We start from the raw sequence: 13,994 nt of genomic DNA, 5'->3' as shown, positions 1-13,994 counted from the left end.
GCCGATTGAGGCAGACTAAACCGAACCCCCGGACAATTCATCCAGCAACCAGTTTTTCAGCGCCAGGGCACCTTCTGTCAGTTGGTCGTCCGGGCGACCGACGAGGTAAAAATTGTTCGGGGCAGGGAGGCTGAATTCTTCCAGCGCAACAAGTTTTCCTGATGTCAGCATGGGCTGGATCAAGCGTTTCCACCCCAATGCAAGCCCGGCCCCTTTCCGGGCCAACTGCAACGCCAACGCATAGCTGTTTACGCGCGACTGCACCGGTACAACTCCGGTATATCCGAGGTCGTGAAACCAAGACGGCCAAGTGGTCCAGGTGTTGTCCTGCGTTTCAAGGTGGATCAGGCGACGTTCGACCAGGTCTTCAAGGCTTGCCCCCTTCAGTTCCATGGCCATCTCGGGGCTACAGACCGGCGTCAGAGTATCACGGTACAGTTTAGTATGGTTCAGCTGCGAGTTCACGTCACGACCGTAACGGATGAAAAAGTCGATATCCGGTCTGTCCGAGAATGGCTTGTCTTGCGCCATCTGGTTCACTTTTACGTGCGGGTAGTCTTGCCAGAACCGGATGACCGACGGAGAAAGCCACAACGCCGCCACAGCGGTAGTGGACCCTACCGTCACCGGATTTTCTGAATCGCCGCTGCGAATCTTTTCAAGCACCTTCGATATCTGCCGGAACGACGAACCGAGCACTTCAAACAGGTCCTGGCCATCCTCGGTCAGCTCTACGCCCCTGTGCTTTCTGACGAACAGCGCCGAACCCAGTTCACTTTCCAGCGCTTTTATCTGGTGGCTGACAGCGCCTGGCGTAACCGACAGTTCGCCGGCCGCTTCTTTGAAGCTGAGATGCCGCGCGGCGGCCTCGAAGGCCGACAAAGTCGTGAGAGGTGGAAGATTATAGTGGCGTCGTGACATGGTTGCTGCGTTGCTCAAAAAGGTAGAGGTGAGTTACATTCATCCGAATGTGAGAAATTTTGCAATTGAAATCTATGTTTTTTCCTGCTGTTTGCGATCGGGTACAGAACCAAAGTCGACCGAGAACGAACAGGATGTGTGATGGATACACAAGTTGCCCGCCTCGTGCGCAAAACACGGCTGAGCCCGGACACGTCCGATTTTTGCTTTGAAATCGAAAACGGCCGCTTCACAAGCCTTCAACCCGGCGCACATGTCGATATCCATCTGGCCGACGATCTGGTGCGGCAGTATTCACTGTGGAGTTGGAGTCAGGACGGCCGTGTAATCAATGTCGCCGTCAAACGCGAAGATGAAGGGCGTGGCGGCTCGGTGGCCATGCACGCGCTTCAAGAAGGGGCGATGGTCGAAATCGGCGGGCCGCGGAATCACTTCAAACTCGAAAACCACGATCGGCATGTCACGTTGATCGCAGGCGGCATCGGGGCGACTCCGCTGGTTGCAATGGCGCGGGAACTGATGAACCGCGGGCAGGATTTTCAGGTCTACTACCTTGTAAGATCGAAAGAATTTGCAGCGATGGACGCGCAGTTCAGGGCCCTTGGGCTGGATGAATGGTATCATTTGCATTGCGATGACACAGACGGCAGGTTTGATCTGGCATCGGTCATGCAATCGATGCCCGTCGGTGCGGATGTGTATACCTGCGGACCTGAACCGATGCTGAATGCTGTTCTGGAAGCAGGTGCATCCTTGCGTGGCGGGGCAATCCATTTTGAACGATTTGCACCCGCCTCTGACATCGACCACGACCCAAACGCGGAATTTCAGATCGAAATCCAGTCAACCGGCGCGGTCTACCCGGTTGGAAAGGAGGAAACCATTCTCGAAGTATTGCAAAGCAACGGCGTGCATGTCGATTTCGGCTGCTCTGAAGGGTTGTGCGGGTCATGCATTGTTGACGTAGTGTCAGGGCAGGTCGATCACCGCGACGGAATACTCACTCCGCAAGAGCAGGAAAGCCACGAATTCCTGTGCACCTGCGTTTCGCGGGCCAAGTCCGATAAACTGGTCCTGAAGCTGTGAAGGACGCAGTTGTCACAACAAATCATGGCGCCGTAGTGTTCTCGCTAACATCGCAATCGAGTGAATTCGGTGGTCGCTTCATGTGATCGAAGTGTCGGTTTCTCAAGTTAGAACATCTCACCCTTGCTATAGGTTTTTCGAAACTGGAAACCCAACAACCACTTTGGATGCTGCGACGATATTCAACCACAGGCTGACTTACCACTTAGGACCGGTGATGACAGCAGGCAGCAAGTAGTCGGAGGAAATTTGCAGTAAGAGACGTAATGGGAGCACGCGTTATTACTGCAAGCCCAAGTTTGGGCTGAACACAACTCAACATCGGTTTGTGCAACGTGCACGATTGTCCACGTCGTGCAACGCGATGCTTTCCAGCACTTTTTCAGAAGAACAAAAACGACACACTCGAGGAGGAACGCGCGATATGTCGATACCCGAACCTTTCACGGACGTTGAAATAGAAACGGCTGATTCCGGATTCTATGAAAACTACAGCGTCCCAATTGCCCTGATCAGCAAGGCCATCATGGTCGGGCTGGTCCTGTGGGCCCTGGTTTTCCCAGCGAATGCAAACAGCACATTGGGCAGCCTGAACAGCCAGTTGCTGGAGGTCTTCAACAGCTTCTACATCGTCATTGTCGGTTTTTTCTTCTTTTTCCTTGCCGTTGTTGCGATCATTCCGTCCACGGGTCGTCGGATCATGGGAACGCCGGGGGAAAAGCCCGAGTTTTCGAACTTCTCATGGTTCTCCATGATGTTCGGTGCCGGTCTTGGTGTGGGGCTCATGGTTTTCGCCACAGCAGAACCGCTGGGCCTTTGGGGATCTAACCCGGTTGTCGTTTCCGGCGCGGTCGAAGGTAACACACCTGAGGCATTGCAATCGGCTTACCGCTTCACTTTCCTGCACTATGGCTTCCACGCCTGGGCGATCTACGTTGTGACCGGTCTGTCGTTGGCTTACTACGCTTACACACGCGATATGCCTCTGACGATCCGCTCGGCACTGACTCCGCTGTTTGGCCGTTTCGTCAACGGCATTTTCGGCCACGTGGTCGACGTTTTGGGCGTTGTCGCGACGATCCTCGGCGTGTCCGTAACCATCGGTTATGGCGTCAGCCAGTTCATCGACGGACTTTATGCGATCACCGGCATGCAGTGGATCATGGATTTGGGCGGCGAGGTGCCGACCCCCAGCAAGGTTGGTCTGATTTCAGGCTTGGTCGTCATCATGGGCCTGTCGATCATTTCGGCGGTATCCGGTGTTGGCCGGGGTGTTAAGTACCTGTCCAACCTGAATCTGGTGCTGTCGATCATCTTGCTGGGCACTTTCGTGGTCTTCGGCTCGTTTGTCTTTGCCATGACCACTTATGGTACTGCCATGGTCGATTATGTCCTGCACTTCCTGTCGCTCAGCTTCAACGCCTATGGCCCGCTGTCGGCCGAAGCATTCGCAGCGGCCCTGCCGGCCGAGGCGCAAGCATATGCCGCAGACCTGATGGGTGGGGCGACCAACGCCTGGGGTAGCTTCGACGGCTTCAAAAGCGGTCTGGAAGGTGCAGCAGCCGAGTTGGACGAAGCAACCTTGGCCGCGGCTTATGCTGCGGGTGAGCAAGGTCGTCAATTCGGCTGGCAGGCAGGCTGGACCACCTTCTACTGGGCATGGTGGATCGCGTTCTCGCCCTTCGTGGGTCTGTTCCTGGCGCGCATCTCCAAAGGTCGCACCGTCCGCGAGTTCATCTTGGGCTGCGTGTTCGCACCTGCGCTGGTGTGTTTTGCCTGGATGACCGTTCTGGGCGGTACAGCGATCGATCTGGAACTGGCAGGCGCGGCAGAAGGTGCGATCATCGGTGCATCGAACACCAACAAGCTGTTCACCACACTGTCCTACATGATCGACGGTGGGCTATTGTCCATGCTGAACGTCATGTGCGTGATCCTGATCATGACCTTCCTGGTGACTTCGGCGGACTCGGGTATTCTGGTGATGAACACCATCATGTCGGGTGGTAGCCAGGAAACCGGTATCAAGCACCGCATCATCTGGGGTGTGATCCTGACGGCAGTGATCGGTGCGCTGATTCTGGCCGCGGGTGAAAACAACCCTATGGACGCGCTGCGCAATGCCATGATCATCGGTGCGCTTCCGTTCACCATGGTGATGGGCCTGATGTGCGTATCGCTGGCCAAGGCGCTGTTCCGCGACAGTCAGCGTGACAAGCACTCTGCCAGCAGCACGCAGGCAGCCGAGTAAGGCGTAGGCACAAGAAAAACCTGGTCAGGCCGCCCCATCTGGGCGGCCTGTTCTTTTTTGGCAAAGCGTCGCCTTTGACGTGAAAAACCCCAATATCACCCCGAGGCCAAAGCCGCACTGATCGGCGAACCAAATCTGCCCCCTGTCGACCGGCCGCATGCCCCGTACGTCCGCCGCCCTTGGCTGACGTGGTGACAGTTTGCACACCGGACCGGCGAGGGCCGCATCACCCGCCAGGGTCGATTTCCTTGCGGCTGCAACTTTGGATGAAAGGCCGCCTTAGGGCTATGGGCAGGGACTAGCGCTTACCCTGTACGGCATCGCTCAAGGTTTCGCCACCGATCTGGTCGTTTGCGCCTTGCGCAAAGCCGGTTGGGACAAGGTTCTGGTCAATATCGGAAAGTTTTATGCAAGCGGCCATCAGAGGATGCTGGGCGTCTCGGATCCAGTGCACGGACTTGTCGAAGTCACGCATTTGAAAGACCGCGCCATCGCTACGTCTGGTCCAGGCACCGGACGCTACGACGGCAGACGCGCGTTCAACGGCATTCTGTCATGCTTCCGAGGCAGAAATAGCCGCGACCCTTGCGCGGGCAGCCGGCGAGTGCATCGCGATCTGTGTCCGCCCCAATGGAAAAGTGGTGACACTGCAAGGATAAAAAGCCCCGGATCACACCGGGACTTTTCGATTTTACCGACCAATTCTTTACAAGCAGTCTTCAACTGCGCGTTTGGTCATGACGGAAACAAGATGGGCTCGATACGCCTTGCTCCCATGCAGATCCGCAATCATGTTCGCCGGATTTACACGCAGGTCCATAAGGGCATCAGGGCGAAACTCCTTGTTCAGCGCCTGTTCAGCCTCGGACCACCGGAAAACGCCGTCCTCGCTCGCGCCGGTAACCGCGACGCGTACGCCGTCCGCAAAGCGAGCCAGGTAGACCCCAACAAGCGCAAAACGCGACGCTGGCTGAAGGAATTTCCGGTAGCTCGCGGCTTGCGGTACCGGGAAACGGATTGATGTGATGATTTCACCCTCATCCAGTGCTGTCGTGAACATTCCCTGGAAAAAGTCATCGGCGGCAATCTGGCGCGTATTGGTCACGATAGTCGCCCCTGATCCCAATACGCCTGCCGGATAGCAGGCCGCAGGGTCATTGTTGGCAACCGAGCCGCCAATCGTCCCGCGGTTGCGGACTGCCGGATCGCCAATCTGACCGGCCAGCGCTGCAAGCGCTGGATACGACCCTGCGGCCTCGCGGGCGACGACAGCGTGGGGCGTCGCGCCACCGATCGACACCGATCCGTCATCCTCGATGCAAACGCCTTGCATCTCGGGAATTCCGCTGACCGACACCAACTTGGACGGGGCCGCCAACCGTTGCTTCAATGTTGGGATCAGCGTCTGTCCGCCCCCCAACGCCTGCGCATCCTCGGCGGCCAGTGCAGCAACCGCATCAGCGATGGTCGAGGGTTTCTCAAACTCGAAACTGTACATTTCGTCTTTCCTTTCCGAAAGGCGCGGATCCGCCCTTCATCTGGCTGTAAATATCTCGGGGGTCATTTTTGGTTGCGCCATTGGTTCGAGAAACCAATGGCGACGGGCTGACCCCCGGTCCGCTCTCTCCACTCAACCGTTCATCGCCGCCCAGACGCGCGACGGGCTGACCGGCATGTCGATGTGGTCCACCGCCTTGCCGCCCGAATTCAGCGCATCAAGAACCGCGTTGACGACCGCAGGTGGCGACCCGATCGCACCGGCTTCGCCACAGCCCTTTACGCCCAAGGGATTGTGCGTACATGGCGTCTGGCTGGAATGATCGACACCGTAGAATGGCAAGTCATCCGCACGCGGCATCGCATAGTCCATGAAGGACGCGCTCAGCAGCTGGCCGTTTTCGTCATAGGCACAGTTCTCAAGCAGCGCCTGCCCGATGCCCTGACCGATACCGCCATGGACCTGACCATCCACGATCATTGGATTGATGATGTTGCCGAAATCATCCGCCGCAGTGAATTTCTCGATGCTGACCTGACCGGTTTCCGGATCGACCTCGACCTCGCAGGCATAGGCGCCTGCCGGGAAGGTAAAGTTGGCCGGATCATAGAAAGCGGTTTCCTCCAACCCGGGCTCCACTTCCAGCGGATAGTTGTGCGGGACATAGGCCGTCAGGGTCACATCGCCCCAGGCCACTGACTTATCAGTACCCGCGACGCTGAACTGACCGTCCTTGAGCTCGATATCGGCCTCGGACGCCTCCAGCAGATGCGCCGCGATCTTCTTGGCCTTGTCGATCACCTTTTCGGTCGCCTTGACCATGGCCGAGCCACAGACCGCCAGCGAACGCGAACCGTATGTGCCCATACCGAACGGGATTTTCGAGGTATCGCCATGCACGATCTCGACCATCGACTCGTCGATACCGATCATGTCGGCCACCACCTGCGGAAAGGCCGTCTCGTGTCCCTGTCCATGGCTGTGCGCGCCGACCATGACGCTGATGGAGCCCGTCGCATTAACCCGAACAGTTGCTGCATCATAGAGACCCGCTCGGGCCCCGAGCATGCCGACAATGTTGGAAGGCGCGATGCCGCAGGCTTCGATATAGCAGTTGATGCCCAAACCCCGAAGCTTGCCGTTGGCTTCGCTTTGCGCGCGACGCGCTGCAAAACCTGCCAGATCGGCGGCGGCCTCAAGCTTGTCCATGGTTCCGTTGTAATCCCCGGTGTCATAGGTCAGCGCCACCGGCGTGTCGTAGGGGAACTGCGTGATGAAGTTCTGTCGACGCAGGGCGATCGGATCGGCACCCAGTTCGCGCGCGGCTTTGTCGATCACACGTTCCAGCTGGTACGTCGCCTCGGGGCGGCCTGCGCCGCGATAGGCGTCCACCGGCACCGTATTGGTGAACATCGCCTTCACGTTCACCTGAATGACCGGCGTCTTGTAGTTGCCCGCCATCAGCGTGCCGTGCAGCCAGGTCGGGACCGAGCTGGAGAAGGTGGATAGATACGCGCCCAGATTGGCGTAAGTGTTGGTACGCAGGCCGACGAAATTGTTGTCGGCATCCAGCGCCAGCTCGATCTTGCTGACATGGTCGCGGCCCTGTGCATCCGACATGAACGCCTCGGACCGGCTGGCCGTCCACTTGACCGGGCGGTTGCAGGCCTTGGCAGCGAAGGTGCAGAATGCCTCTTCCGCATAGTGGAAAATCTTGGTGCCGAAACCGCCGCCCACATCCGGCGCCACGACGCGGACCTTGTGCTCGGGCAGGCCGAGCACGAAGGCGCACATCAGCAGCCGGATCACATGCGGGTTCTGCGAAGTGGTATAAAGCGTATACTCATCCGTGCCCCGGCTGTATTCCGCCACGGCCACGCGCGGTTCCATCGGGTTGGCGACCAGACGGTTGTTCACAAGCTCCAGCGTGGTGACATGCGCGGCGTTGGCAAACACCTCGTTCACCTTGGCATCGTCCGCCTCACCCAGCTGCCAGTCATAGCAGATGTTGTTCTTCAGATCGTCATGGACCAGCGTCGCGCCATCCTGCGCGGCTGCCTTCATTTCGATCACCGCGGGCAGTTCCTCGCTATCCACTTCGATGGCCTCAGCCGCGTCGCGGGCCTGCTCAAGACTGTCGGCCACAACGGCCGCGATCGGGTCGCCCACATGACGCACTTTGCCTTGCGCCAGAATGGGGTGCGGCGGCTCTTGCATCGGCGCGCCGTGCTTGTCGGTGACTTCCCAGCCGCACGGCATGCCGCCCACGCCTTCGAAATCCTTGCCGGTAAACACCTTGACCACACCCGGCATGCCTTCGGCCGCCGAAGTGTCCACGGATTTGATCCGGCCATGCGCGATGTCGGACCGCAGAAAATGCACATAGGCCTGGCCATGTACGTTGATGTCGTCGGTATAATTGCCTGCTCCGATCAGAAAGCGCACGTCCTCGCGCCGCTTGGAACTGGCTCCGATGCCACTGTCTTTGGGCATTGCTTGTTCTCCTCCCATAAACGGATGCTGCTGCATCCTTCACTCATCCCACGGGCGTGCTTCTGACGCCCGCAGCGGCATCATTCCGCAGCGATGCTGCCCACGTCCTGGCCGGATGCGGCCATGATCGCCTTGACGATGTTGTGATACCCGGTACAGCGGCACAGGTTGCCCTCCAGATACTTCCGGATTTCGGCCTCGGTCGGGCGCGGGTTCTCTTTCAGCAGCGCGGCGGCGCTCATCACCATGCCCGGAGTGCAGAATCCGCATTGCAGACCGTGGTGATCCTGAAACGCCTGCTGGATCACGTTCAACGACCCATCCGAATTGGCCTGACCTTCGATCGTGCCGACATCAGCCCCATCTGCTTCGGCAGCCAGCATGTTGCACGATTTCACCGCTTCGCCATTCACATGCACCACGCAAGCGCCGCATTGCGCAGTGTCGCACCCCACATGCGTGCCCGTCAAAGACAGATGATCGCGCAGAAAACCGGACAGCAATGTCCGGCCCTCGACGTCTCCGCTTACGGCTTTGCCGTTCACGGTCATGGAAATTTTCATGACTTTCTCCTCCCTGAATTCCAAAGGATTAACCGCCTAACACGCGCTTGATCCAACCTTTCTTTTCTTCCCCGGACTCGCCTTCTTCCGAGGTTTCGGGCTCGGGCGCATCCTGAGGTTCGACCGCATTCTGAAAGTTCTCAAAGAACTGGTCGGCCATTTTTCTGGCAACCCCATCGATCACGCGCCCCCCCAACTGAGCCAGTTTGCCACCGACGCGTGCATCGACCGCGTAGGTCAGCAGTGTGCCTTCGGGGGCATCCGACAAGGTGACGTCGGCCGCGCCTTTGGCAAATCCGGCGGCTCCTCCCTTACCTTCACCCGATAACTTCACGCTTTCAAGCTCCACGAGATCAGAAAGGGTTACAGAGCCTTTGAACGTCGCTTTGACCGGGCCTACTTTTTGCACGACGGTGGCCTCGAACCCGTCTTCGATCGAACCTGTCATCTCCTGACATCCCGGCACGCATTCCTTAAGAACTTCTGCCGACAAGAGCGAGGCCCAGACTTTGGATCGCGGCGCGGCGATGACGCGGCTGTCATTGAGTTCCATTTCACTTCTCCAAGTATATTTTTGTTACGCTACGCGCTGTTCGCAGCCTTGCCTATAAGACCTTGGGTGTAGTCACCGCAGCGCGGGCGGCGAATGTGTATGGCCGTGACGTTTGAAGATTTCGGCGATGCGCCCTTCCTGCGACATCGCTGATTTGGAAACACCAGCATCATAGCTGTGTATCCGAAAATTGAAACGCGACTGATATTGGCTCAGGTCGCCAGCAGTTCTGATATCCTGGACGTCGGATAGTGCATTAACTGCGGTGGGCGACCAAGACGGAGTAGAAAACTTGGTCGTTCCTGACATGCTCGGGCATCGCCGGGCAGCCTGCAACCCGGACAAGAGAACGGCGAGCTGATCCGGTTCAGTTATAGAACATGTCACACGCTTCTGATCCTGATCCGGGGTGCGCGTTGTTATACGACCTTCCGCCAGTATGCGTGGTTTTCATTCGTTGCTAGGATTGGTTAGGCTGGAGACCATTTGAATGCAAAAGGCTATACCAGATGTTTGCTGAATCCGCCGCGCGCAATGATTTCGATAACGTTCTGATCGTTGATGACCATCCGTTGTTTTGCGACGCCTTGTCGATGACCCTGCAAAGTGTGGCTCAGATCCGGGAAGTCCATACGGCAGACCGACTGGAGGACGCCTTGGATCTGCTGGAAAGTGGGCTGAAGCCCGATGCGGTCATGCTGGATCTCAATTTGCCGGATGTGGACGGTCTGGAAGGTCTGATCCGCTTGAAGGCTTCCACGGACGCACCGGTGATCGTGGTGTCGTCGCTGACGGATAACCGCGTTGTCAGCCAGGTGATACAGGCCGGCGCATCTGGCTATGTCCCCAAGCACAGTCAGCGCGACGTGTTCCGCACTGCATTCGAGACAGTGCACGCCGGTGACGTTTTCGTGCCGGAGGGCTGCGTTTTGATTGACACAGAGGAAGAGGACGAACACGGCGAAGCGGTCAAACGACTGGCGACACTGACAAATCAGCAGGCGCGCATCCTGCAACTGATCTGCGAAGGCAAACTGAACAAGCAAATCGCCTATGACTTGTCGATTGCGGAAACGACGGTCAAAGCGCATGTGACCGCAATAATGCGAAAACTGGGTGTCCAAAGCCGAACGCAGGCGGTTCTGATCGTCAAGAAAGCGTCCTTTGCCAGTGTCTTGCAAGACCAAGGCTAAGCGTCATACTCTCACGTCATCGTCGCGCTTTTAGGGAGGAGGCACGATGGACCAAGCAGTCGGGTGGGCAACAGCCCGGGCCCGTACGCCAGGCATCGTCAAAACGGCTTTTGCACGCCACGACACCGGGCAGTCGATCGAGACACTCAAACGCCAGTTGGGTGATGACGCACTTGCGCTTGTCATTCTTTTTGTCAGCCCGAACGCCGATGCATCCGTGGTGATCGCGGATGCCGAACGCGCCTTTGCGCCGACCCCGATTGTTGGTTGCACCACCGCCGGAGAGCTGGCGGATAATGGGTATTGCGAAGATCAGATCGTCGCGATCGGCCTGCCGCAATCCCATTTTGACATACGCACGGTTCTTGTTCCGGATCTGAACGAATTCGATTCCGACAGCATCATCAAAGAGATGATCCACAACAGAAATGCGATGATGGTAAACGCGCCCGACTGGAGCCATGAATTCACGTTCCTGATGATTGACGGGCTGTCGACAAAAGAAGATGAACTGACGTCGGAATTGGCTGTGGGGCTGGGACCGGTGCCATTGTTCGGCGGTTCGGCGGGGGATGGAACCAAATTCGGGCGCACATATGTTCTGTATCAGGGGCAGGCAAGAAGCAACGCAGCCGTACTCACGCAGGTTCGCACGCCGTGTCCGATCAAGGTGTTCAAAACCGATCACCTTCTGCCCACCGCCCATCGCATGGTCGTGACCAAGGCAGACCCGGCAAAACGCATCGTTCAGGAAATCAATGCCGAACCCGCTGCCCGCGAATACGCCCGTATTCTCGGCAAAGACCCGGAACAGCTCACCACATTCACATTCGCGGCCCATCCAGTCGTTGTGCAAATAGGCGGGCAACACCATGTCCGCGCGATCCAGCAGGTGGCAGGAAATGGCGATCTCGTCTTTTTTTCGGCGATTGACGAAGGCTTGGTCCTGACGCTGGCAGAACCTCGGGACATGGTTGAACATCTACAGGAAGAAATCAGCCTGTTGACCGAGAAGCAGCTACCCGACACCATTTTGGGTTGTGACTGCATCCTTCGTCGGCTGGAGGCCCAGCAAAAGCAGAAGACGCACGCGATCTCGGACATCCTGTCCCGCCATCACGTGGTCGGTTTCTCGACCTATGGAGAGCAATTCAATTCGATCCATGTGAACCAGACCCTGACCGGCGTGGCGATATACCCGCCCGAGAAAGAGTAAGGTATGATCGAGCATCTCACAGACCCCTCGGACTCACTTGATCGTCAGAACGAGAAGCTTAGGAAAATCGCCGAAGCCCTGATGCGGCGGGTCGAAGAATCCACCAATGCCTCTGGCGCGGCTTATGCTCAGTTCCAACGGGCGGCGGTGCTTGAACAAGAGGTCCGCGCCCGTACGGATGACCTTGAGCGTGCGCTTGAGCTTCTGAATGACTCCAACGCCAGGTTGGCGCAGGCCAACAAGGAAACCGAAGCAGCCCGCGCAGATTTGGCAAATGCGATCGAAACGGTGCAGGAAGGCTTTGCCCTGTTCAATCGTGACGAAGAACTGGTGCTGTGCAACAGCCGGTTCGGGATGCATATGCCCGACATTCAGGAACAGCTGAACCCCGGCTTGCGCTTTGCCGACTACGTGGAACTGGTCAGCCAATCCGGGTTCCTGTCCTTGCCAGAGACAATGACCCCAGAAGACTGGGCCAAAAGCCGTCTGGATCGTCACGCAGATGACCACGTGGTGTTCAATGTTCGTCTTTCGGGCAATCGGTGGACGCAGGTGTCAGAACACCGCACCCCAGACGGGGGCACCGTGATCCTGCAAACCGACGTGACAGATATCATGCGGATCGAACGGCAAGAAAGGGATCGCATTCTTGACGATAAGGCGCGGCTGATCCGCGCCACGCTTGAACATATCGATCAGGGCGTCTGCATCTTTGACAACAAGCACCGCATGATCGGGTGGAACACCCGCGCAAGCGAACTTTTGGCCATACCGATCACTCAGTTTCAGATGGGCACGCGGTTTGAAACCCTGTCCAATCGCCTGGGCGACAACATCAGCTTTCAGAAAGGCATAACCGAGGCGGATCTGCTGGATTGGGTCAGCCGACCAACCTATCGCCGCCCTCTTCAGTTCCAGATGCATCGGGGGCGATCGAAAATCCTGTCGGTCTTTGCCCAGGAAATGCCCGATCGGGGCTTTGTGATTTCCTTTACCGATGTAACTGCGGAACGGAGGTCTGCGCAGGCCTTGTATGAAGCCAAGGAGCTTCTGGAACAACGTGTGGCGTCACGCACAATGGAACTTGCGGACGCGCTGAACGAGGCTGAACGGGCGAACGCGTCAAAATCGCGTTTTGTGGCCGCCGCCAGCCATGACCTGTTGCAACCTCTGTCTGCTGCAAAGCTCTATGTTGCGTCACTGGGCAGCGGTTTGGACACTGACACCGCCCGGACCGTTGCAGCAAAAGCAGAAAGCGCCCTGAACAGTGTCGAACACATTCTCGAGGCCCTGCTGGACATCTCAAAGCTGGATTCCGGGCGGGCCAAGGCGCATCTGTCCACGGTGTCGGTGGGCGAACTTTTCTTGCAGATGGAAGACGCATTCAAGCCCGTCGCCCAGGCCAAGGGTTTGAGTTTGCGTTTTGTTGACACAAAGGCTCGGGTCACAAGCGATGCCAGTTACCTTCGGCGGATATTGCAGAACCTGCTTTCAAACGCGATCCGGTATACCGAGACCGGGAAAGTTCTTGTTGGTGTCAGGCATCGCAAGAACGCAATTGCTTTGGAAGTCTGGGACACGGGCATCGGCATAGCATCAGATCAAAGAGATATCGTGTTTCAGGAATTTCAGCGTTTGCATTCAGATGCCAGCGCCGCCGAAGGCATGGGATTGGGTCTTGCGATTGTCGAGCGGGCCTGCGGGTTGCTACAACACCCCATCCACCTGTTTTCCGAAGTTGGAAAGGGCACGGGGTTTTCGGTCGAAATACCTTTATCCCGGGCGAAACCAGAGGTTTCTCTCTGCTCTTCAGTGGTACAAAAACCAAACTCGAATGTGCTGGGCAACACCGTCGCCCTGTTGATCGAAAACGATGAAAACCTGCGCGGCGCCTTGACCATGACCATCGAATCCTGGGGCGTCGAAGTTCTTGAATGCGAAAGCGAAAGCGAAGCGATTGGCCTTCTGCGCGAAATAGGTATCCTGCCAGATTTTGTTGTCGCAGACTATCAATTGAACAACGGGAAAACAGGTACGGACGCCATGCGTGCCCTGACGGATGAATTCGGGCATTTGCCCGGCTGCATTATTTCAGCCAATCGATCACAAGAGCTTGTCCAGCAGTGCAAACAAGCAAAGCTGCCGCTGTTTTACAAACCGATAGATCCGCAACTGCTCAAATCGACGCTGGAGGCCTCTGTTGCGCGCGGCATCTGAGTT

The 13,994-nt window shown here is 57.3% G+C and carries 10 protein-coding genes and 1 pseudogene; 6 read left to right on the top strand and 5 right to left on the bottom strand.

All coding sequences use genetic code 11. The features are described 5' to 3' along the window. Positions 1-15: 15 nt before the first annotated feature. The gene (locus GOW56_RS05035; protein WP_171205174.1) at positions 16-921 is read right to left on the bottom strand and encodes a LysR substrate-binding domain-containing protein; all 906 of its coding nucleotides are present in this window, start codon (positions 919-921) and stop codon (positions 16-18) included. Between the two features lie 141 nt (positions 922-1,062). Here GOW56_RS05035 and GOW56_RS05030 point away from each other — a divergent pair, with 141 nt between their 5' ends. The 3 genes and pseudogenes from GOW56_RS05030 to GOW56_RS22055 all read left to right on the top strand — a co-directional run. Beyond that, on the top strand, positions 1,063-2,007 hold the full coding sequence (locus GOW56_RS05030; protein ID WP_171205173.1) for a PDR/VanB family oxidoreductase: 945 nt from the start codon (positions 1,063-1,065) through the stop codon (positions 2,005-2,007). A gap of 424 nt (positions 2,008-2,431) precedes the next feature. Next, a complete protein-coding gene (locus tag GOW56_RS05025) occupies positions 2,432-4,258 on the top strand; it encodes a BCCT family transporter (protein ID WP_171205172.1) in 1,827 nt (608 codons plus the stop codon). 310 nt (positions 4,259-4,568) lie between these two features. Then, positions 4,569-4,727: pseudogene (locus tag GOW56_RS22055) on the top strand (FAD:protein FMN transferase); the annotation flags it as partial. Between the two features lie 237 nt (positions 4,728-4,964). Here the strand turns inward: GOW56_RS22055 and GOW56_RS05015 are convergent. From GOW56_RS05015 to GOW56_RS05000, 4 genes are all read right to left on the bottom strand, one after another. Continuing rightward, positions 4,965-5,756, bottom strand: a complete 792-nt coding sequence (locus tag GOW56_RS05015; RefSeq protein ID WP_171119327.1) for a xanthine dehydrogenase family protein subunit M — start codon at positions 5,754-5,756, stop codon at positions 4,965-4,967. 132 nt (positions 5,757-5,888) lie between these two features. Then, complete coding sequence (locus GOW56_RS05010) at positions 5,889-8,249, bottom strand: xanthine dehydrogenase family protein molybdopterin-binding subunit (RefSeq protein ID WP_171205171.1); 2,361 nt, start codon at positions 8,247-8,249, stop codon at positions 5,889-5,891. An 80-nt stretch (positions 8,250-8,329) separates the two neighbouring features. Then, a complete protein-coding gene (locus GOW56_RS05005; RefSeq protein WP_171205170.1) occupies positions 8,330-8,812 on the bottom strand; it encodes a (2Fe-2S)-binding protein in 483 nt (160 codons plus the stop codon). Between the two features lie 28 nt (positions 8,813-8,840). Continuing rightward, a complete protein-coding gene (locus GOW56_RS05000) occupies positions 8,841-9,365 on the bottom strand; it encodes a CoxG family protein (protein ID WP_171119324.1) in 525 nt (174 codons plus the stop codon). A gap of 509 nt (positions 9,366-9,874) precedes the next feature. Between GOW56_RS05000 and GOW56_RS04990 the strand changes: the two genes are divergently transcribed. The 3 genes from GOW56_RS04990 to GOW56_RS04980 are packed head-to-tail and all read left to right on the top strand — an operon-like array spanning position 9,875 to position 13,991. Continuing rightward, the gene (locus GOW56_RS04990) at positions 9,875-10,558 is read left to right on the top strand and encodes a response regulator transcription factor (RefSeq protein WP_171205168.1); all 684 of its coding nucleotides are present in this window, start codon (positions 9,875-9,877) and stop codon (positions 10,556-10,558) included. A 46-nt stretch (positions 10,559-10,604) separates the two neighbouring features. Then, a complete protein-coding gene (locus GOW56_RS04985; protein ID WP_171205167.1) occupies positions 10,605-11,774 on the top strand; it encodes an FIST N-terminal domain-containing protein in 1,170 nt (389 codons plus the stop codon). 3 nt (positions 11,775-11,777) lie between these two features. Continuing rightward, entirely contained in the window at positions 11,778-13,991 is a 2,214-nt protein-coding gene (locus GOW56_RS04980) for a PAS-domain containing protein (protein WP_171205166.1), read from the top strand. Positions 13,992-13,994 lie beyond the last annotated feature (3 nt).

This window comes from Ruegeria sp. HKCCA0235A (assembly GCF_013033235.1).
Lineage (GTDB): Bacteria > Pseudomonadota > Alphaproteobacteria > Rhodobacterales > Rhodobacteraceae > Ruegeria.
Note: the sequence above shows the minus strand (reverse complement) of the source record. Positions and strands in the feature narration are given on the sequence as shown.